Origin of the sequence: Mycobacterium sp. SM3041 (assembly GCF_039668335.1) — a bacterium.
GTDB lineage: Bacteria > Actinomycetota > Actinomycetes > Mycobacteriales > Mycobacteriaceae > Mycobacterium.
In genome coordinates this window covers 44,580-65,296 of record NZ_JAYXBQ010000082.1, presented here as the reverse complement: position 1 = coordinate 65,296, position 20,717 = coordinate 44,580, and the positions used below count along the sequence as shown (strand labels likewise).

Annotated in this window: 19 protein-coding genes; 11 read left to right on the top strand and 8 right to left on the bottom strand. The window is 68.9% G+C overall.

Annotated features, from left to right (window positions below):
- The first annotated feature begins 69 nt into the window (after positions 1-69).
- Genes VXD91_RS29660 through VXD91_RS29640 form a run of 5 tightly spaced genes read left to right on the top strand, consistent with a single transcriptional unit; the run spans position 70 to position 5,008 of the window.
- Positions 70-1,785, top strand: coding sequence for a thiamine pyrophosphate-dependent enzyme (locus VXD91_RS29660; RefSeq protein WP_346417068.1), 1,716 nt, complete (start codon positions 70-72; stop codon positions 1,783-1,785).
- The gene (locus tag VXD91_RS29655) at positions 1,766-2,413 is read left to right on the top strand and encodes an SRPBCC family protein (RefSeq protein WP_346417067.1); all 648 of its coding nucleotides are present in this window, start codon (positions 1,766-1,768) and stop codon (positions 2,411-2,413) included. Before VXD91_RS29660 ends, VXD91_RS29655 begins: the two co-directional genes overlap by 20 nt.
- A gap of 7 nt (positions 2,414-2,420) precedes the next feature.
- Positions 2,421-3,440: a 3-oxoacyl-[acyl-carrier-protein] synthase III C-terminal domain-containing protein gene (locus VXD91_RS29650; RefSeq protein ID WP_346417066.1), complete on the top strand. Its 1,020-nt coding sequence runs from the start codon at positions 2,421-2,423 to the stop codon at positions 3,438-3,440.
- Positions 3,437-4,480 (top strand): aminotransferase class I/II-fold pyridoxal phosphate-dependent enzyme, encoded by a 1,044-nt coding sequence (locus tag VXD91_RS29645; RefSeq protein WP_346417065.1) that lies wholly within the window; start codon positions 3,437-3,439, stop codon positions 4,478-4,480. The genes VXD91_RS29650 and VXD91_RS29645 overlap by 4 nt, the downstream gene beginning before the upstream one ends.
- Before the next feature lie 39 nt (positions 4,481-4,519).
- Positions 4,520-5,008 carry a MarR family transcriptional regulator gene (locus tag VXD91_RS29640; protein WP_133425300.1) on the top strand — a complete coding sequence of 163 codons (489 nt, stop codon included), beginning with the start codon at positions 4,520-4,522 and terminating at the stop codon, positions 5,006-5,008.
- A gap of 4 nt (positions 5,009-5,012) precedes the next feature.
- On the opposite strand, the gene VXD91_RS29635 is transcribed toward VXD91_RS29640, so the two are convergent.
- The 3 genes from VXD91_RS29635 to VXD91_RS29625 form a co-directional block, all read right to left on the bottom strand.
- On the bottom strand, positions 5,013-7,337 hold the full coding sequence (locus tag VXD91_RS29635) for an EAL domain-containing protein (RefSeq protein WP_346417064.1): 2,325 nt from the start codon (positions 7,335-7,337) through the stop codon (positions 5,013-5,015).
- Between the two features lie 118 nt (positions 7,338-7,455).
- A complete protein-coding gene (locus tag VXD91_RS29630) occupies positions 7,456-8,652 on the bottom strand; it encodes a GAF domain-containing sensor histidine kinase (protein WP_212806903.1) in 1,197 nt (398 codons plus the stop codon).
- Entirely contained in the window at positions 8,649-9,329 is a 681-nt protein-coding gene (locus tag VXD91_RS29625; protein ID WP_346417063.1) for a response regulator transcription factor, read from the bottom strand. The genes VXD91_RS29630 and VXD91_RS29625 overlap by 4 nt, the downstream gene beginning before the upstream one ends.
- Positions 9,330-9,493: 164 nt before the next feature.
- Here VXD91_RS29625 and VXD91_RS29620 point away from each other — a divergent pair, with 164 nt between their 5' ends.
- On the top strand, positions 9,494-10,264 hold the full coding sequence (locus VXD91_RS29620; protein WP_346417062.1) for an HAD family hydrolase: 771 nt from the start codon (positions 9,494-9,496) through the stop codon (positions 10,262-10,264).
- 65 nt (positions 10,265-10,329) lie between these two features.
- Here VXD91_RS29620 and VXD91_RS29615 read toward each other — a convergent pair whose 3' ends face one another.
- The 4 genes from VXD91_RS29615 to VXD91_RS29600 form a co-directional block, all read right to left on the bottom strand.
- Positions 10,330-11,316 carry a hypothetical protein gene (locus tag VXD91_RS29615; RefSeq protein WP_346417061.1) on the bottom strand — a complete coding sequence of 329 codons (987 nt, stop codon included), beginning with the start codon at positions 11,314-11,316 and terminating at the stop codon, positions 10,330-10,332.
- Positions 11,317-11,424: 108 nt separating this feature from the next.
- Positions 11,425-12,297, bottom strand: coding sequence for a 3-hydroxyisobutyrate dehydrogenase (mmsB, locus tag VXD91_RS29610; RefSeq protein ID WP_346417060.1), 873 nt, complete (start codon positions 12,295-12,297; stop codon positions 11,425-11,427).
- Positions 12,298-12,373: 76 nt separating this feature from the next.
- Positions 12,374-13,534: an acyl-CoA dehydrogenase family protein gene (locus VXD91_RS29605; protein WP_346417167.1), complete on the bottom strand. Its 1,161-nt coding sequence runs from the start codon at positions 13,532-13,534 to the stop codon at positions 12,374-12,376.
- A 15-nt stretch (positions 13,535-13,549) separates the two neighbouring features.
- Positions 13,550-15,070, bottom strand: a complete 1,521-nt coding sequence (locus VXD91_RS29600) for a CoA-acylating methylmalonate-semialdehyde dehydrogenase (protein WP_346417059.1) — start codon at positions 15,068-15,070, stop codon at positions 13,550-13,552.
- Between the two features lie 274 nt (positions 15,071-15,344).
- On the opposite strand from VXD91_RS29600, the gene VXD91_RS29595 reads away from it, so the two are divergent.
- Positions 15,345-15,671 (top strand): hypothetical protein, encoded by a 327-nt coding sequence (locus VXD91_RS29595; RefSeq protein WP_346417058.1) that lies wholly within the window; start codon positions 15,345-15,347, stop codon positions 15,669-15,671.
- 22 nt (positions 15,672-15,693) lie between these two features.
- Entirely contained in the window at positions 15,694-17,025 is a 1,332-nt protein-coding gene (locus VXD91_RS29590) for a sigma-70 family RNA polymerase sigma factor (protein WP_346417057.1), read from the top strand.
- 217 nt (positions 17,026-17,242) lie between these two features.
- Here VXD91_RS29590 and VXD91_RS29585 read toward each other — a convergent pair whose 3' ends face one another.
- On the bottom strand, positions 17,243-17,956 hold the full coding sequence (locus tag VXD91_RS29585; protein ID WP_346417056.1) for a hypothetical protein: 714 nt from the start codon (positions 17,954-17,956) through the stop codon (positions 17,243-17,245).
- 154 nt (positions 17,957-18,110) lie between these two features.
- On the opposite strand from VXD91_RS29585, the gene VXD91_RS29580 reads away from it, so the two are divergent.
- From VXD91_RS29580 to VXD91_RS29570, 3 genes are all read left to right on the top strand, one after another.
- Positions 18,111-18,365 (top strand): hypothetical protein, encoded by a 255-nt coding sequence (locus tag VXD91_RS29580; RefSeq protein WP_073696978.1) that lies wholly within the window; start codon positions 18,111-18,113, stop codon positions 18,363-18,365.
- A 190-nt stretch (positions 18,366-18,555) separates the two neighbouring features.
- The gene (locus VXD91_RS29575) at positions 18,556-20,010 is read left to right on the top strand and encodes a sigma-70 family RNA polymerase sigma factor (protein ID WP_346417055.1); all 1,455 of its coding nucleotides are present in this window, start codon (positions 18,556-18,558) and stop codon (positions 20,008-20,010) included.
- A 121-nt stretch (positions 20,011-20,131) separates the two neighbouring features.
- Positions 20,132-20,710, top strand: coding sequence for a hypothetical protein (locus VXD91_RS29570; RefSeq protein WP_346417054.1), 579 nt, complete (start codon positions 20,132-20,134; stop codon positions 20,708-20,710).
- Positions 20,711-20,717 lie beyond the last annotated feature (7 nt).

Genomic DNA, 20,717 nt, shown 5'->3' with positions numbered 1-20,717 from the left:
TCCACTGGCGTTGAACCATTCGCCCATCCGCCTCGTGTCTGTGGTTAGACGAGCGGAAGCAGGTGGCAGATGGTCAGCAGGCATCGGGTGGTGGACCACATCATCACGCAACTTGCGGCGTCGGGTGTCGAGTATTTCTTCGGCGTCGACGGGGCCAACATCGAGGACCTGTTCGACGCGGCGTTCCTCGCCGACGACGTCACCGCGATCCTGGCCAAGCATGAGTTCTCCGCGGCCACCATGGCCGACGGCTACAGCCGCGCGGTGTCCCGGATCGGGGTGGTGGCCGCGACGTCGGGCGGCGGATCGCTGAATCTTGTTGCGGGACTAGGTGAATCACTGGCCAGCCGAGTGCCGGTGCTGGCTCTGGTGGGGCAGGCGCCGACCGGCATGGACGGCCGCGGCAGCTTCCAGGACACCAGTGGCCGGTCCGGATCGCTGGACGCGGTGGCGTTGTTCTCGGCGGTGTCGGTGTACTGCCGTCGCGTGACGGAGCCGGAGGACATCGTGCCGGCGCTGGCGGAGGCGCTGACCGCGGCGGCCGGTGGCGGCCCGGCGGTACTGCTGCTGCCGAAGGACGTCCAGCAGGCGATGATCGATGTGGTCAATCCGGTTGCTGCTGTGCAGGATTCGTTGCTGGCAGACCCGGGTCCCATCGCCGAGGTGCTGCGCCGGGCGCTGGGGCCGGTCACGATCATCGCCGGCGAGCAGGTGGCCCGCGACGACGCCCGCCGTGAGCTCGAGGAATTGCGCTCGGTGCTGCGGGCCTGGGTCGCCACGGTGCCTGACGGCAAGGACGTCAGCGGCTCACCCGGGCTGGGGCAGTCGTCATGGCTGGGCGTCACCGGCGTGATGGGCCATCCGCGGGTCGTCGACGCGATCTCCCGCAGCGCGGTGTGTCTGGTGATCGGGACGCGCCTGGCGGTGACGGCGCGCGCCGGCCTCGACAGCGCGCTGGCCGGGGTGCAGACGGTCTCGCTCGGCGCGGAAGGTCCGTATGTGCCGAGCACACACGTGAATTCGACCAACCTGCGGGCATCGCTGACGGCGCTGACCCGATCGTTGACCGGAGCCGGCCGGCCCCACGGGCTACGGGTCCTCGACCCGCTGCCGCACACCGAACTTCAGCCGCCGCCGCACGACGGCCCCGGCATCCGGTACCGCGACACCGTCGCCCTGCTCGACGACCTGCTGCCCGACGGCGCCGACATTGTGGTCGACGCCGGCAACACCGGTGCCTCGACGGTGCACGGGCTGCCGGTGCGCCGGGCCGGCCGCTTCGTGGTGGCGCTCGGGATGGGCGGTATGGGGTACAGCTTCGGCGCCGGCATCGGCATGTGCTTCGCCCGGGCGAAAACAGCTGGACCGCAATACCGGACCGTGGTGGTGGCCGGCGACGGCTCGTTCTTCATGCACGGCATGGAGCTGCACACGGCGCTGGAGTACCGGCTCCCGATCACCTTCGTGTTGTTCAACAACAACGCCCACGCCATGTGCGTCACCCGCGAGCAGTTGTTCTACGGCGACCGCTACAGCTACAACCGCTTCACCCCGGCCCGGCTCGGTGCCGGTCTGGCCGCGATGTTCCCCGGCCTGCACGCGACGGATGTCACCGAGCTGCCGCAGCTGGCCGGGGCGCTGAGCGAAGCACTCAGCCGGCACGGACCATCGGTGGTCAGCATCGAATGCTCCGCCGACGAAATCCCCCCGTTCGCACCATTTCTCGACTCAGCCACACAACAGACGCAGAAAGAGAGTTCCCAGCATGTCGCTGCCCGCGCTTGAAGACATCGCCCTACCCATCGACGGAGTGACCCGCATCGAGAACGCGCCCCGGGAGAAGGCCACGCCCATCATCATGGAGATGATGCGGTCGGTGTACCCGCACGACGTGGTGTTCGGTGACTACTGCACCGTCAACGACTACATCGACTGCCCGCCGCAGGAACTCTTCGAGTATCTGGCGGACACCCGCAGCCTCGAAGAGTGGACCTACAGCCTGCGTGGATTCACCGAGACCGAGGAACCGGGCCTCTGGCTGGCCTACGACCGGCTGGGCTCGGAGACCGAAATCTACACGCGCACAGTGGCGAACCGCGAGGCGATGACCGTCGACTACCACTGCGCCTGGGACCAGGGCCGGCACCTCTGGATGATCTACCTGATGCGCGTCGTCGACGCCCAGGTCGTGCTCAACAAGCCCGGCTCGGTGGTGCTGTGGACCAACTGCCACCACCCCTTCTACGACCACAACCCGTACCCGGAGACCGCGCCCGCGCAGCGACCCGTGTGGGTCGGGGACTTCTGGGACATGTTCGGGGCGGGCCACCGCCTGGAGCTGGACAACCTCAAGGCGATCGCCGAATACCGGCATCGCAACGGCCTGCCGATCACCCCGGCCTGGATGAAGTGAGTCACGCATGAGCCAACCAGTTGTGAGCCTGCTCGATGTCTCGACCTATCTTCCGGGCGAGCCGATCAGCGCCGACTACTACGCGCAGTTCGCCGATTCCGACGATCTGCGGGACAACCTGATGTTCCGGGCGCCGAAGTTCCGCCACCACGTGGCCCCCGACGAGACGGCCATCGACATGGTCGAGCGGGCCGCCGCGGGCCTCGTCGACCGGCACGGCTCCGACGCCCTCGCCGACGTCGACATCCTGATCACCCACACCCAGCTGCCCGACATGCCGTTCTACGGCGGCGGCGGCGGCATGGCCAATCGCCTTGGCATGAAGCCGAACTGGGTGGTCGACCTGCACAACGGCGGGTGCGCGGCCTTCATCCTGGGCCTCAAGCTGGCCAAACAGTTGATCGCGTCAGGGGAGGGGCGTACCGCGTTGGTGGCGGTCGCGCAGAACGCGGCGGGCCAGGTCTTCGACCAGGTCACCATCCGGCCCAAGGCGCAGGCCGCGGTGCCCGGTGACGGCGCCGCGGTGGGACTCGTTGCGGCGTCGGACGTTTCGCCGATCCTCGACGTCGAATGCCGCACCTACGGCGAATACGCCGGTGACATGACGATGTCGGTCGACCCGCCGCGCAAATGGTGGCAGGCGGGACCGGGTGAGGGCTGCATCGGCTTCACCGAGAGCAAGATCACCAAGGTGCTGGCCCGGGGTAACCGTCAGGTGCCTGAGGTGGCGTACGCGGTGTGCGACCGGATCGGGCTGGCGCCCAAGGACATCGGCCTGCTGGTCACCAATCAGCCGAACCGCGTGTTCCTGCGGAACTGGCGCGAGGCCCTGGAGCTGCCCGAGTCGAAGCACCGCGACACCTTCGACGAGTGCGGCAACCTTTTCGCCGCCGGCGTGCCCGTCAACCTGGACCGGGCGATCATCGACGGACAGGTCGCCGAGGGCGACGTGGTGATGATGGCGGCCTTCGCGCACGCCGGTGACTTCGCCGGCGCGGCCGCGGTGCGCTGGGGCGGACAGCGATGACACCCACGTGCGCGCTGGCCGACGCGGTCGGTTCGCTGCCCGCCGCGGACGACCCGTTGGCGTTGGCGCTCAACGAGAATCCGTTCCCGCCGCTGCCGGCGGTCCGGGCCGCGCTCACCGCGTCGATCGGCGTGGTGAACCGGTACCCGGAGTTCCTGCCGCAGCGGCTGCGGTCGCTGATCGCCGGGCACGTGGGCGTCGCCGATGAGCAGGTACTGGTCGGCGCGGGCGCCACCGGCGTCATCCTGCAGGTGCTGCAGGCCGTCACCCACCCCGGTGACGTGCTGGTGACGGCGTCGCCCACCTTCGACGGTTATCCGATCTTCGCGCAGATGGCGCGATTGCGGTCGGTGACCGTGCCGCTGGACCGGCACGGTCACCACGACCTCGACGCCATGGCGTCCGCCGCGGCGCGCGCCCGCGTGGTGGTGATCTGCCGTCCGCACAACCCGACCGGGACGGTCGAGTCGGCCGCCGACCTGTACCGGTTCCTGGACCGGGTGCCGTCGGGCACCGTCGTCCTGCTGGACGAGGCGTACGTCGAGTTCCTGGCCCCCGAGCTGTGCCTGGACATCCCGTCGCTGGTGGTGCGGTACCCCAATCTGGTTGTGGTGCGCACCTTTTCGAAGGCCTACGGGCTCGCCGGCCTGCGCATCGGCTACGGCGTGTGTGCGCCGTCGCTGGCGCGCGAGCTGTGGGGGATGCAGTTGCCGTTCGGGATCGGGATCACCGGCCTGGTCGCCGTCGCCGCGTCCTACGACGCGGAAGATCAACTGCGGCAACGTATCCGGATGATCGCCTCGGAGGGGGCGTTCCTGCGGGCGCGGTTGCGGTCGATGGGCGTGTACTGCACCGACAGCCACGCCAACTTCGTCTATCTGCCGAGCGGGGCGCGGGCCTGGAAATTCGGCGATGACGGCCCGCGGGTCCGCAGCTATGCCGACGGCGGCGTCCGGATCACCGTCGGGGACCGCAGATCGTCGCGCGCGGTGCTGGCGGCTATCCGGAAGACGGTGGACGGGACGGAAGTCGGGGCCTGACTGCATCGGGCGAGGGGTCCGGTGCGGTATGAATGAGCGGTGAGCAGTGACCCCATCGCCCGGGCCCGGGCCAACTGGGAGCGGGCCGGCTGGGGCGACGTCGCCGACGGCATGGTCGCGGTGACCTCGGTGATGCGGGCCCACCAGATTCTGCTGGCCCGCGTGGAGACTGCGCTACGGCCCTATGACCTCAGCTTTTCCCGCTACGAACTGCTGCGGCTGCTGGCCTTCAGCGGTAGTGGCGCACTGCCGATCACCAAGGCGTCCGACCGGCTGCAGGTGCACGTCACGAGTGTCACCCATGCCATCCGGCGGCTCGAGGCCGACGGCCTCGTCGAGCGGGTGCCGCATCCCACGGACGGGCGGACCACCCTGGTGCGGCTGACCGAGCTCGGCCGCTCGACGGTCGAGGACGCCACGGTGACCCTCAACAAGGAGGTTTTCGCCGACGTCGGGATGTCCGACGAGCAGTCCGCGGCGCTGGTCGACGCGATCGAGACCCTGCGCCGCACCGCCGGCGACTTCTGAGGGCTCAGCGGCGTAAGGGGTTCCGCGCTTCGATCAGGGGACGCAGCGATTCGGCGAACATCGGTTTGGCGAAGTAGTAGCCCTGGCCGATATCGCACCCGTACGCCGAGAGCTGCTCGGCGGTCGCGGCGTCTTCGACTCCTTCTGCGACACTCGTGATGTCGAGGGCATGGGTCAGGTTGATCACCGATCGCACGATGGCGGCGGCTCGGGGATTATGCGTCATCGGCAGCACGAATTCCCGGTCCAGTTTGAGCTCATCGACCGGCAGGTCCCGCAGGTAGCTCATGGTCGAGTAGCCGGACCCGAAGTCGTCGATCGAGACCCGCAGCCCCGACTTCCGCAGCCGGTCGATCACCACTTCCGTCCGGCTCATGTTCGACAGCAGCATCTGCTCGGTGATCTCCACCGTGAGGGCGCTCGCCGGCAGTGCGTGCTGGGCGAGGATGGCCCCGATCCGGTCGGCCAGATCGACGTCGGTCAGTGACGGCGCGAAGAGGTTGATGGCGACCGGCACATTGCGATGGCCCGTCCCGAACCATGTCGAGGCGTCCAGGACCGCTTGCTTGAGCACCGTGTCGGTGACCGAGCCGATCAGGCCGTTGCGCCGGATCAACGGCAGGAACTCGGACGGGGTCAGCAGGCCGAGCTCGGGGTGGGGCCAGCGGAGCAACGCCTCCACGCCGACGATCTCGCCGGTGGCCAGCAGCACTTTCGGCTGGTACACCAGTTTCAACTCGGAGTCGCCGATGGCGCGGCGCAGTTGCCCCAGCAGCTGCACCCCGGCATGGGCCGGCGGCCGGATCCGGCCGCTGTCGCTCCATCGCTGCGGCAGGTCGAGCGGCGAGACCTGGCGCATGTCCGCGGAGAAGGTCTGGACGCCGCCGATGCCGGTCCGCTTGGCGGCGTACAGCGCAACGTCGGCCTGTTGCATCAGATCGTCGGCGGTGACGTCTGGTTCGTCGGCGGGGGCGATCGCCAGCCCGACACTCGGATGGATGAAGACCTTCTCGCTGTTGAGCGAGAACGGGGCATCGAACGCCTCGATGATGCGCTCGGCGATGATGGTGGCCGAATTCGGTGCCGACCGGATGAGAACGGCGAATTCGTCGCCGCCCAGCCGGGCGACGGTGTGCTCGGCCGGCACCGTGCTCTTCAGCCGGCTCGCGACGTCGACCAACAGCTCGTCACCGCTCGGGTGCCCCAGGTTGTCGTTCACCATCTTGAAGTCGTCCAGGTCGAGCGCGAGCACGGCGACGGGAATCCGATCGTCTCCGCGGGACCGGATGGCCGCATCGAGGTGATCGTTGAACATCAACCGATTTCCCAGACCCGTCAACGGATCGCGCCTGGTCTGCTCGGCCAGGTCGAACAACAGCCGCCGATTCTGGATCAGCACGATGAGCTGCCGGACCAGCGCCGTCATCACGAGCACCGAGGCGGCGATCAGCACCGGTTTGTCGTTGGTCACCGGCCAGAGGTCGAAGAGCCCGACGACCACCGCGGCCACCATCGGCGAATACGGTAGCCAGAGCAGCGGATCGGACAGCGGCTGCCGTTTCCGCCGGGTCGCCGACGGTGGTGTGCGCGCATCGATCAGCCCGCCGGCGCTGAACAGCACCAGGCCCGCCGCCCAGCAGACGACCGCCACCGGACTGGTCGAATTCGATTGCGCCAGAACGTATATCCAGATGCTGTCGGCCACCGCGACGATGATCAGTCCCGTGCAGACCAGGACGATGGCCTGGCGTTTGCCCGGCACCGTCGAACTCACCGTCAACACCGCCAGCGTGATCATGACGACGTCCGAGATCGGGAACGCCACCGACACCGCGGTCGCGATCCAGCTCGAATGCGCGGAGGTGAACAGATCCTCCAGGACCAGCACCCAGCACACGAGGAACAACGCGGAGGCGACGATGACGCCGTCCAGCACGGGGCGCAGGGCCGACATGCGGTCGGGCCGCACCTTCCCCACGGATGCGACCACCACGGTGCACGGCAGCAGCAGGAACGCGGCGTCGGCGACCGACGGAAACGCGGGCGGCGATCCGAGCACGGCGTGGTGATAGAGCAGGATCAGGTTGCCGACGACCCAGCCCGCCATCCCGATTGCCAGTGCCAGCCACGCGCGCCGACGCCGGCCACGGTTGGCCCGGTAGGCGGCGACAGCGGCCAGGCAGGCAAGGCTGCTGAAGACTGTCAGTCCGATGTCGTTGGTGAGACGTGCCGCCGCCGTGTCATGGTCACCGGTGATCACCAGATAGGCGAACACAGCGAAGGTGACCGCAGCAGTGCCGATGATCGCGTTTGTGTTGCCTGTGCGCACCTACACCCCCATGTCAGCCTCGATGGTTCGGCATTCTGTGGGCGTTGTCAAAATTTGCCGAGATGACCGCATGATGCACGGCAAGTGAAACCTAGCAACCCTGAGGGGAGAGTCGTCGTCAGTTCGTCGACGGCAGCGGGATGGTGGCGGTGACGATGGTCCCCGAGCCGGGTCGGGACCGGATGTTCAGCCGGCCGCCGACGATCTCGGCGCGCTCGGCCATCGACAGCAAGCCGTAGCCGCCGGTCTCGTCGGCGCCCAGCGGGCGCTCGAAGGTGTCGAAGCCGATGCCGTTGTCGATGATCTCGAGCCGGGCGTGCTCCGCGTCGGCGGCGAACTTCAGCAGCGCATTGCTGGCGTGGGCGTGCTTCACGACGTTCTGCAGGCATTCCTGCGCGATGCGGTACAGCGCCAGCTCGATGTGGTCGGGGAGGCGGACGTCGGTCAGCTCGACGTCGACGTCGAGCTGACCGATGGAGCGCGCGAGGCTGGCCAGTCCGCCGGCCAGCCCCAGATCGTCGAGCACGGGCGGGCGCAGATTCCCGATGGCGGCGCGGGCCTCGCCGAGCGTCAGGTCCACCAGTTCCCGGGCCAGCGTCAGCTGTTCGGCCGCGACGGCGGCGTCGGTCCCGACCGCGCGGCTGGCCGCGTCGAGCCGGTACGACAGCGTGACCAGCCGCTGCGAGATGCCGTCGTGGATGTCGCCGGCCAGTCGGCGGCGCTCGATCTCCTGGGCCTCGATGACCTGCTCGACGAAGTTCTCGTGGGCCCGTTCGCGGGCGACGAGCTGGCGGTGCAGCCGGGCTTGATGCATGGCCCCGGCGATGAGCCGGCCGATGACCAGCAGCAGCTCCACGTCGCGGGCGGTGAACTCCCGGCGCTCCACGGTGTGCACGTTGAGCACGCCGACCAGCCCGCCCGGGTCGGTCTCCATCGGCACCGACACCATTGACGCGAAGTCACTGCCGCGCAGCGATTCGAACGGCCGGTACCGGGGGTCGGATTCCTTGTCGTGGCTGATGACCACCGGTTCGCGGTTGCTGGCCACCCACCCGGAGACGCCTTCGCCGAGCGGGAGCCGGATCTTGCCCACCTCCTGGTCGAACGGCGGGGTCGCACCCGTCAACGTCAGCGATCGCTCGGTGTCGTCGAGGACGTGGACGAAGCAGACGTCGGTGCCGGTGGCCGCGGTGATCATCCGGGCCGCCGCCGCGGCCAGCGGCTCGACGCCGGGTCCGCTCGAGGCGGCCTGGATCAGCTCGCGCAGCAGGGCCAGCTCGCGGTCGGCGGTCAGCACTTCGTTGCGCGGTGTCATCGGTAGATGCCCTCCCGTAGCGCGGTGGCCACCGCGCCGGCCCGGTCGCTGACGTCGAGCTTGCGGTAGATGGATCGCAGGTGGCTCTTGACGGTCTCCTCGCCGATCACCAGCCGGGTGGCGATACCGCGGTTGGACAGGCCGTCGACGACGAACGACAGGATTTCGCTCTCGCGCTGCGTGAGGCCCTGCCGGGCGCCGGGCCAGAACTCGTCGCGCTGCATGCGGGCGGCGGTATCGGCGGCCCGCGCGGCCATGCTCGGGTCGATGGCCGTCGCCCCGCCGTGCACCAATTCGAGCTGACGGACCAGATCGTCGCTGCTGATGCTCTTGAGGAGATAGCCCGCCGCGCCGACCCGCAGCGCCTGGTACAGGTACTGCTCGTCGTCGTACACCGACAGCATGACCACTTTGCGGTCCGGATCGCGCTCGCGCAGTTCACGGCAGAGGTCCAGGCCGCTGGCGCCCTGCATCCGCACATCGCACAGCACGATGTCGGGCTGCAGCTCGTCGACCACCGCGGCGGCACGTTCGGCGCCGACGGCCTGGCCGACCACCCGCACCCGGTCGCTGAACGCGGCCAGCATGGCCTTGAGTCCCTCGATGACCATTTCGTGGTCGTCGACCAGGATCAGCCGTACCGGCGCGCCGGCCTCGGCGTCGGGCTCGGCGGTCATGCGCGATCCGCCTTCGGCTTCTCGCTGGTGCTCATGGCATCACCTTAGAGCCGTGATTCGGCGCTGGTCGGCAGGACCGGCTGGACGGTCCCGGAGTGTTACCCCGGTCCAATCCCCCGTTGGGGGGAGGCCCGGGATGTGTGACGTGGGACACCCTTGTACGCATGTCGGTGAGTTGTGTGGAGCGCACGTTCTGGTGGGATGTGGCGCGCCCGGCCCATGCCGTGATCGACCCGCTGCGCGCGGTGATCTTCGACCTGGACGGTGCGCTGGCCGATGTCGAGCGCGACGGGCACCGCGTGGCATTCAACGCCGCCTTCGCCGAACACGGGCTCGATATCTCCTGGTCGGTGGCCGAGTACGGCCGGCTGGTCCGCATCGCCGACGAACAGCGGCGCGTCGCCTCGGCGCTGCGCCGGCGCGGATACGGGCGGGTCAGCAACGAGATCGCGGCCCACGTGTACCGCACCAAGACCGACCTGTTCGAGGCGTCGGTCCTCGATGGTGACGTGAGCCCGCGCGACGGCCTCGCCGACCTGGCGGCCGGATTGTTCGGCGCCGGGGTGGCGGTGGCTGTGGTCAGCACCGGCAGCCGGTCGTGGGTGGAGCCGCTGGTCCGTCAGCTGCTGGGTGACGGCATCGCCGAGACCATCGTGACGCCCGACGATCTGCCGCGTCCGACCCGGGAGCCGGATCTGCACGGCCACGCCCTGTGGGAGTTGGGCCTGGGACCCGAGAGTGCACTGGCGGTCGCGGGCGGTGCCCGCGGTTTTCGCGCGGCACGGGCCGCCAAGCTGGCGACGCTGGTCGTCACCACCGGCTACTCGGCCGGCCACGAATTCCCCGGGGCGGTCCAGGTGCGCGCCGAGTACGACGGCCTGCTGGTCGCCGGGTGCGAGCGCCTACACAAGAACTGGTGGTCAGCCCAGGGCTGACCACCAGTTCTTCACAACTTTTCACTTGTCGAGGCGGGGCGCCGAGCCCCGCCTCTTTCAGCGGCTCAGAACCACGGAAGGCTGACCTTCGGCAGGCCGATCTTCGGGAAGATCCGCGGGTGCGGCGGGAAGCCGATCTGCGGGTGCGGGATGTCCGACATGTCGGGCAGGCCGACCTTCGGGGCCTTCGGCAGACCGATCTCCGGGTGGGGCAGGTCTTCCGGCTTGGGCAGCTTGGGGGTGCCCAGCTTGGTGAAGTCCGGCATCTCCGGCAGGCCGGCGGACGGGAGCTTCGGCAGACCGATGCCGGGCAGCTTCGGTGCGGCCAGCGCGCCGAGCGAGCCGATGGCCGGTGCGCCGATGGCCGGCAGGCCGCCGAGGCTCGGGGCAGCCACCGCCGGAGCCGCCATGGCGGGGACCGACAGGGCCGGAGCGGCGGCCGCCGAGGAGACCTTGGCGATGTCGCCGACGGTGGACAGGGTGCCGAAGGTGGCGGCAGTCGCGGCCGGAGCTGCGGCAGCGGCGACCGGGGCGCCCAGCGTCGCGGTCGCAGGCACGGCGGAGAGGCTGGTGATCTGGCCGAGTGCGAGGCCGCCCAGTGCCGTCACCAGACCGCCGAGACCGGCGTCGAGCACCAGGCTGGGCAGGCTCAGGCCGGGCAGGCCGAGGGACAGCGGCACGGCGACGGTGGCCTCCGGCGGCTGCATGCTCGACAGGTTGATCGGCGGGAAGCCACCAAGGCTCCAGTCGTCACCCCACTCGAGGCCGTTGTCGTTGTTACGGGCCGTCTTGCCGGTGTGGCCGGCGGTCGAACTCGAGGTCGAGTTGGAGACGGTCTTGCTGCTGGCCGTACCGAGGTCACTCGACGGCGTCGTGGCCGACTCGTTGTTCTTGCTGGCCTGCTGCGTCTGCGTCGGCTGAGCCGGGTCGGTGCCCGGGTTGCTCGGGCTCGACGGGCCGGGCGATGCGAAGGCGACGCCCGCCCCGAAAAACGCCACAGCAATCGCGGTAGCCGAGGCGGTGGCCCCCTTGGCGGAATATTTGAAAGTCATGCGGCGCGAATCCTCCCTGTGCGACCCACGCATCCTATGCCCTAACGCGCGCGATGTCACAGTTAACTAACGAATACCACTGTGACGTGCGGTGATGGTGATGCGACCTCATTGACGCAGCAGGTTGATTACCGCGCTGAAGTCGAGATCGGGATGCTCGGCGGCAAACTTTGCGTAGATGTCCGCGGCATGGCTACCGAGGGGTGCCGACGACCCCGTCGAGCGCACCGCAGCCATCGCCAGACCGAGGTCCTTGTTCATCAGGGCGGTGGCGAAACCGGGCTGGAATCCGTTGTTGGCCGGGGAGCTGGGGACCGGTCCGGGGACCGGACAGTTCACCTGCACGGCCCAGCAGTTGCCGGTCGCACCGGTGATCACGTCGAACAGCGACTGCTTGTCCAGGCCGAGGTGCTCGGCGAGCACGAACGCCTCACCGATCGCGATCTGCTGGACGGCGAGCACCATGTTGTTGCACACCTTGGCGGCCTGGCCGGCCCCCGAGTCGCCGCAGTGGATGATCTTGCCGGCCATCGGCTCGAGCACCGCGCGTCCGCGTTCGAAGGCCTCGGGCTCGCCGCCGACCATGAACGCCAGCGTGCCGGCCGTCGCGCCCTTCACGCCGCCGGACACCGGGGCGTCCAATTGGGCGAAGCCGTGCTCGCCGGCCAGGCGGTGCACCTCGCGGGCGTCGTCGACCGAGATGGTGGACGAATCGATGAACAGCGCGCCGGGGGCCGCGGCGGGCAGGACCTCGGCGTAGCAGCTCTTCACCAGGTCGCCGTTGGGCAGCATGGTGATGACGACGTCGGCGTCGGCCACCGCCTCGGGGCCGCTGTCGAAGGTCGTCGCGCCGTGCTCGCGGGCCGCCTGCGCCGCGGCCGGGACCGGGTCGAAGCCGTGCACGGTGTGCCCCGCCGCGATGAGGTTCGCCGCCATCGGGCCGCCCATGTGGCCCAGGCCCAGGAATGCAATCGTCGCCATCAGTCTGTCCTCCCTAGTTCTCCGCGATTTGTGCACGATTTCTCGCGCTCACCGCGGATTTTCGTGCACAAATCGCTTAATTACGTGCGGCAGCCGAGGCTGCCCGGCCGATGACCACGCGCATGATCTCGTTCGTCCCCTCCAGGATGCGGTGCACCCGGAGGTCGCGGACGATCTTTTCCAGCCCGTACTCGCGCAGGTAGCCGTAGCCGCCGTGCAACTGCAACGCCTGGTCGGCCACCGTGTAGCAGGCCTCGGTCACATGGAGCTTGGCCATGGCGCACAGTTCGACCTTGCGCGGATTGTTGGTGTCGAGCGCGGTTGCCGCCCGCCACAACATGTTTCGCGAGGTCTCGAGCGCGGTGGCCATCTCGGCGAGGGTGAACCGGATGGTCGGCTCGTCGATCAGCGCCCCACCGAAGGCCTCGCGCGATGCCAGATAGCCCAGCGCCTTGTCGTAGGCGGCCTGCGCGCCGCCCAGGGAGCAGGCGGCGATGTTGATGCGGCCACCGTTGAGGCCGTTCATCGCGATGGAGAAACCGGTGCCCTCGCCGTCCGAGCCGCCCAGCATGGCCTCGGCGGGCACTCGCACACCTTCCAGGATCACCTGGGCGGTGGGCTGGGCGTGCCAGCCCATCTTCTCCTCGTTGGCGCCGAAACTCAGTCCCGGCGTGTCCTTTTCGACGATGAAGGCCGAGATGCCGCGCGGTCCGTCGGCCCCGGTGCGGGCCATCACGACGTAGACGTCCGAGACGCCCGCACCGGAGATGAACTGTTTGACGCCGTCGAGCACATAGTGGTCGCCATCGCGAACGGCCTTGGTGCGCAAGGCCGCTGCGTCACTGCCGGCACCCGGCTCGGTGAGGCAGTAACTGGCAATGGCCTCCATCGAGGCCAGCTTCGGCAGCCAGGTCTTGCGCTGCTCCGGCGTGCCGTAGCTGTCCACCATCCACGCGCACATGTTGTGGATCGACAAGAACGCCGCGATGGTCGGATCGGCGGCGGCCAGTTGCTCGAAGATGCGCACGCCGTCCAACCGGCGCAGTCCGCTGCCGCCCACGTCGTCATTGCAGTAGATGGCCGCCATGCCCAGCTCGGCCGCTTCCCGCAGGACATCGGTGGGGAAGTGGTCGTCGGCGTCCCACGCCAAAGCATTTGGGGCCAGCCGCTTTTCGGCGAACGCGGCCGCCGTTTCGGCGATCACGCGTTCGTCGTCGTCCAGTCCGAAAAGGTCGATGCTCAACGCAGGCCCTTACTTGAAGGTCGGGATCGAGAACTCGGCCCCGTCCTTGATGCCCGACGGCCAGCGCTCGGTGACGGTCTTGACCTTGGTGTAGAACTGGATCGACGCCGTGCCGTACTGGTTGAGGTCGCCGAAGCCGGACCGCTTCCAGCCGCCAAAGCTGTGGTAGGACACCGGAACCGGGATCGGCACATTGACGCCGACCATGCCGACCTGCACGCGCGAGACGAAATCGCGGGCGGTGTCGCCATCGCGGGTGAACACCGCGACGCCGTTGCCGTACTCGTGCTCCGACGGCAGCCGCAGCGCCTCCTCGTAGTCGTGGGCGCGGACGATCACCAGCACCGGACCGAAGATTTCGTCGGTGTAGATCGACATGTCGGGGGTGACGTGGTCGAACAGGGTGGGGCCGAGGAAGAAGCCGCCGGACAGATCGGCATCGTCGAACGTCAGGTCGTCGCTGGCGCGTTCGCGGCCGTCGACCACGAGCTCGGCGCCGGCCTCGACACCCTGGGCGATGTAGCCCCGCACCCGCTCGAGGGCCGCTCCGGTGACCAGCGGGCCGTAGTCGGCCTTCGGGTCCAGGCTGTGCCCGACCCGCAGCTGGTTGACACGCTCGACGAGCTTGTTACGCAAGCGATTTGCGGTCTCTTCGCCGACGGGAACGGCGACGCTGATCGCCATGCACCGCTCACCCGCGCTGCCGTAACCGGCACCGATCAACGCGTCGACGGCCTGGTCCAGGTCGGCGTCGGGCATCACGATCATGTGGTTCTTGGCGCCGCCGAAGCACTGCGCGCGCTTACCGTTGGCGGCGGCGTTCGAGTAGATGTACTGCGCGATGTCGGTGCTGCCGACGAAGCCGACGGCCTTGATGTCGGGGTGCTGCAGGATCGCGTCGACGGCCTCCTTGTCGCCGTTGACCACCTGCAGGACACCGGCCGGCAGGCCTGCCTCGATGAACAGTTCGGCGAGGCGCAGCGGCACCGAGGGGTCGCGCTCGGACGGCTTGATGATGATGGCGTTGCCGCAGGCCAGCGCGGGCCCGGCCTTCCACAGCGGGATCATGGCGGGGAAGTTGAACGGCGTGATGCCGGCGACGACACCGAGCGGCTGGCGCATCGAGTAGACGTCGATGCCGGCGCCGGCGCCCTCGGTGAACTCACCCTTCATCAGGTGGGGGATGCCGACGGCGAACTCGATGACCTCGACGCCGCGCTGGATGTCACCGAGCGAGTCCTCGAAGGTCTTGCCGTGTTCGAGCGACAGCAGGCGGGCCAGTTCGTCCTTGTTCTGGTTCACCAGGTCGATGAACTTCATCAGCACGCGCGACCGGCGCTGCGGGTTCCACGACGCCCATTCCCGTTGCGCGACAACGGCACCCGCCACAGCGGCGTCGACGTCGGCGGCCGACGCCAGGAGCACCTGGGCCTGGGTCTGGCCGGTGCTGGGGTTGAGCACGTCGGCGGTGCGGGTCGATTCGCCGGTGGTGCGCCGGCCGTTGATGAAGTGCGGAATCTGGGTGGTCATGACGTCCGTCCAAAGTTATGGAGAGTTCAGGATTCTCGACTCGAGCGCCGAGATACTTGCATATCCTAGTAATTCGGTCGGGGTGTTGGCAAGGGGTTTGCCGGCCCGGCGCGCAGCGTGGTTGACACTGCGGTTGCTCCGGGGTCTGCGCGAGGTTCAGAACTTCTTTGCGGATGCCTGACCAAATTCGGAAAAACTTGTCAGGATTGATGCGGCGAGATGCTCCTACATGCAAGCGAGGCCAACCGGGCCGAGCAGAGGAAAGGCGGAGCACATGGCTACCAAGCTGAAAAAGTTCGTTGCTGGAATTGCTGCGGCAGCGGCGGTCCCGGTAGCTCTGATGGGTGCCGGAACCGCGCACGCGAACCCCTTGGGCGTGAATCCGGTACCGCACTACGGCGGCATCTGGATCGGTTGGAGCGGTGGCAGCGGGGGCACGTGGTGCACCTACACCTCGGACTGGTTCACCACCAGGGCCTACCAGAATTCTGCCGGCGAGGCGGGCTTCTTCGTTCCGGGCGTCCCGCTCAACCGGTTCTGGGACATCAACGTCAACTGCGACAACGGCGATACCGGCTTCTACCCGGCCTACTACTACTGATGATCAGGGGAGAACCCCGCCGATGAGCGCGCTTGTCGATTGGGACGAAGTACCCGACGAGGAACTTGCCCGCGCGGCCGCCTCGGGCGACCGCGCGGCGTTCGCCGCGATCTACGACCGCTACGCCGACCGGCTCAACGACTTCGTCGTGCGCATGGTCCGTGACAGTGACGCCGCTGCCGACTGTGTGCACGAGGCGTTCTGCACCGCGGCGACCGGGCTGTCGAAGCTGCGCCAGCCCGAGAAGCTGCGGCCGTGGTTGTACGCGGTGTCGCGCTCTCAGGCCCTGCGGCACATTCAGCGCCGACAGCGCGAGCAACCGGCCGACGACGAGTACCTCGACAGCGCATCGGGCGATGCCGGTCCCGATGCCCTGGCCGAGCAGGACGACCTGGCCCAATTGATCCGGGAGGCCTGCGGTGGCCTCTCGGATCGCGACCGCGAGGTCATCGAATTGAGTTACCGCCACGGCCTCGACGGCCCGGAGCTCGGCAAGGCACTCGGCGTCAGCCCGGCCACCGCCAACACCCTGACGCATCGGGCGCGGGAGATGGTCGGCCGCTCGCTCGGTGCGCTGCTGGTGGCCCGGCAGACGCGGCAGGATCCGGCGCGCTGCCCGGAGCTTGCCGCGGTGCTCGATGGCTGGGACGGTGCGATGACGGTGCTGATGCGCAAGCGCATCGCCCGCCACATCGAGTCGTGCCCCGAGTGTGAATCCGAACGGCGCCGCCGGGTGAGTCCGGCAGCGCTACTGGGCGCCATGCCCTTCATCCCGGCGCCGAAGGAGCTTCGGGATACGACGCTCAGGGACATTCAGTTGGTCTGTCGGACAACCGATCTGGTCGACGGTGCCGATTTCGGTTCGGCCGCCGGCGCCGGTTCTGCCGCGGGCGCCGGTACCGCGCCGGCGGAGGAACGGCGCCGCCGGCTCGCACTGCCGATCAGTCTGGCCGCGTGCGCGCTGGTGCTACTGGTGGCGGGTCTGGTCTGGACGTTGGCCGGGCCGGGCCGGCACGGCGGGGAACCGCTCGACAGCGGCATCACAGCTCCACTGGAAACGCCTGCGACAACACCGCTTTCCGCGCCGCCGAGCGCACCGCCGGCGTCGAGTACGTCGATGCCCGGGGTCTCGACCAAATCCGTCGCACCGCCGGTGGTGGCGCCGAGTCAGCAACCGCAGCCTCAGCAGGAATCCCCGGCTGCCGGATCCGCGCCGGCACCGCACCCATCGCTGCCCGATCACACCGTCAGCAGGCCCGGACCGGTGACGCGTCCGCCGATGTCGGTTGCGCCGCCGTCGTTCGAAGCGCCACCGCCGCCGACCGGTGATGCGGGTTCGGGCGGCCGGCGATGACGCTGGGCCGAGTCGTTGATCCTGACGTGCGGGCGTCGTCCACTCGAACAACCGCGCCGTGAATACAGCGTCAACGTGGTTGCGTCGCGCAGAGTCGTTGATCCTGACGTGCGGGCGTAGTCCACTCGAACAACCGCGCCTTGAATACAGGGTCAACCCGAAAAAGCCCGCCACAGTGGGGATACCAACCGTGGCGGGCTTGTGCGTGGGCCGGATGTCAGCCGGCATCTAGAGGCAGATTCGGGTTGACGGGCGGGGTCTTTCCGGGGCTCGGAATGGCGAGCGGGCCCTTCAGCGCCGGCGGTTCAGGCTTGGTGGGCGGTTCCTTGGGCGGCGCGACCGGCGGCGCCGGCAGGTTGATGACGATGGGCGGGAACGTGGGCAGTGGTTGCGCGGGCGGTTCCGGGATCGCCTCTGGTGCGGGAGCCGGTGGCACGACCTCGGGGGCGGGACCGGCTGCGGGTGCCGCGGTGACGACCGGTGCGGCCGGTCGCTGAGGCGCGGCCGCCGGCACGTGGTCGGGAACTACCGGAACGGCCGGTGCCGCCTGCGGGGCAGAGGGCGCCGGAAGTGCCGCCGGCGGCTGCACCAGAACGGTGGGCGCGGCCGCGGGAACGGCAGTCGAGCCGCCGGCGGCCGCCACAGAGGTCCCCGCGTCGAGTGAACTGATCGCGGTGAACGCCACGGCGGCCGACGCCACGATCACACTGGCCGCACCGCCCAGGGCAAGCGCCACGCGGCGCCGGGCCCAGCGGCCGTCGTCGGTGCCGACGGCGACGGTGAGTTCGTCCTCCGGCGCATCGGGTATGTCGAGTTGGTCGCTGTACGCGAGCCGGGAGAAGGTCGCCGAACGCGGGCCGGCGTCTATGGCGTCAGCCGCGATGGTGTTGTCGGTGTCGGGGTTCCACGGGGTCGGTGAATGGTTGCTCATGCTGGTATGAGCACTGCCGGCAGCAGAGTCTGACAAGTTTTTTCGTGGCAATTCGGATTCTTCCGAAAAAAGTGTCCCCGGCGTCCGGGGGTCGCGCTCCTACCTATGACAGAGCCCGCACGGGGCGTCTGCAACACCGAACAAGGAGCGCGAAATGACCAACAACACCCCTGCCAAGCGGCAGTCTCTTGCGAAGCGGGCTGCCGCGGCAGCGCTGCTGTCCGGCAGCATGGCCCTGGCCGGCATGGGCCTGACGGCGGGCACCGCACAAGCCCAGCCGTCCATCCCTGCTCCGCAGACCTGGGGCCACGACTACTGCTCGTGGGCCCGGTGGGACTGGGAGCACTGCCACTACTACTGGCACTGGTACGACTGGGACTGGAAGCACTCCGACCACAAGAAGCACTGACTGGCCGTGATGGCACCCCGCCTGCGCGGATTCGAGACGCAGCCGGGTCCGGTGTTGAACCGGGTCCGGGCTGCTCTCGTTCTCCTCAATGAAGCCAACGCCGATGCTCGTTGATTCGGCAAACCATCTCGCCTTCGCCGGATTAGCATCAGTGCATACCGGCGATCGATCCGGTACGGGAGCCCGTCTCATGACCGCAGTGCCAGATTGGGACATTGTCAGCGACGCCGACTTGGTCGGCGCCGCGCTCTCCGGAGACCGCATGGCATTTGCCGGTATTTATGACCGCTATGCCGACCGGCTCCACGACTTCTGCGTCGGCATGGTCCGGGACCGCGATGCTGCCGCGGACTGCGTCCAGGACGTGTTCTGCACTGCCGCAACAGCTTTGGACAAGTTGCGGGAGCCCGACAAGCTGCGCCCCTGGCTGTACGCGATCGCCAGGAACGAGGCGCTGCGCCGGATCCGGCAGCGGCGCCGCGAAGAACCGTCAGAAGAACTGCCCGACGAGGCGTCCGGGGACGCCGGGCCCGACACGCTGGCAGCCCGCAACGAACTGGCCAAACTGGTCGCCGAAGCGGCCGGCGGGTTGTCCGACCGCGACCGCGCGGTGCTGGAGCTGGGCTACCGCCACGGACTGGAGGGGCCTGAACTTGCCGAGGCCCTCGGCGTCAGTACCGCCAGCGCCAAGAAGATCATGCAGCGGTTGCGCGACACCATGGAACGCTCGCTGGGCGCGCTGTTGGTCGCCCGACGCGGACAGAGTGGTAACAGCTGTGCGGAGTTGGGCGCGATCCTCGCCGGGTGGGACGGGACTTTCACCATCCTGATGCGCAAGCGGATCGCCCGTCACATCGAAAGTTGCCTGACGTGCGATCAGGACCGTCGCCGGATGGTCAACCCGGTCGCGCTGCTCGGCGGCACGCCGCTGTTCATCCCCGCGCCGACCTGGCTGCGCGACCGCACACTGAATCGGATTCAGCTGACCTCGGCGTCCGCCGATCTGGACAGCGCACCCACCGCGGCACAGAGTGCGCTGCCGGATGCGCCGACCGAGCAGTTCGCCGCGGCCGACGGGCTCGCCGCGGAACCGGCCACCAGGCAGCCGAATGGCCGCGTGATGCTGACGATGTCGCTGCTGATCGGCATTCCACTGATCGTGCTGGCGCTGACCATCGCCTGGCGGTACGAAACCAACGCCCCGGTCGCCCCGAAAGGCGTCACTACCTCCGTCACCCCGCCACCGAGCACGACGCCGGAGAACCCGGTGACCACGACCGTCGCACCTCCTCCCAGCCCGACCGCCGTCGTCACCGCGCCTATCGAGCCGACGACGGTCCTTCCGCCACGGGCGGTCCCGCCGCCGCAGCAGTCGCCGGTGCCGCTGCCGCCGGCCGCGCCGGTCGTGACGCCGCCGCCGTCGCCGCGGCCGTTGCCGACGCACCATCCGCGGCCGCCCGTCGTCTCCGAGCAGCCGTCGCCCAGCCAGACGCCGCCCATCATCGCCGAGCCGCTGCCATCGCCAACTCCGACGACACCGACCGGCACGCCCAAGCCGCCCCGCCCGCGGCCGTTGCCCACGGGCCCGATCGGGCCCGTTGAGCCGGCACCGGTGACGACGACGCAGGGACCAATCATCTACTAGCCCGGCCGATGTCGAGCCGAGAAGCAAAGCCCGCCAAAAGTTGTCCCGTCGTGGGTGCCGCGCGACTCCTACCTGTGAGAGCCGCCCATCCGGGACCGCGAGAACGACACAGGAGCACGCCATGTCCACTGCCATGACCGCCACACTGCCGAACCTGGAGTACTCATCCGACCCGGCCAGTGGAAGCCTCCACGGGCTCCCGACGATGCCGTTCGGGGCGCTGGCCTGGTCGCTGGCCGAGTCGGGAGACGCCGAAGAACCTTTGGCGCCGAACCTGATTCCCGCCGCACCGCTCGCGTCGACGCGGCCACCGAAAAGCACACGGGGCGCGCTCGTCGCGGTGGTGTTCGGCGGGGTCACCGTCGCTGCCGCGCTCGGCGCGATCCTCCTCGGCGGCAGCGATGAGCCGTCGACTCCGCTGGCCGTCGTCGACCACACGCGGTCGACTCCGTACGTCGCGCCGGCCGCGGCCCCGATGGCGACCGCCAATCATGTGGCAGGTCCGGCACCGGCGCCGGTGGCCGGCGTGGTGAGCGCGCCCGTCGTCGTCCCGCCGAAGGCCGTCGTGCCGCCGCAGCCGGTTGCCGCGCCGCCCATCGCCGAGGCCCCGAAGCCGACGCAGCGCCGGCCGCACTGGGACTGGCTGCGCCGCATCTGGCAGCACCACGACCAGCAGGACGGTCAAGGCCAAAAGCGCTGAGCGCCAG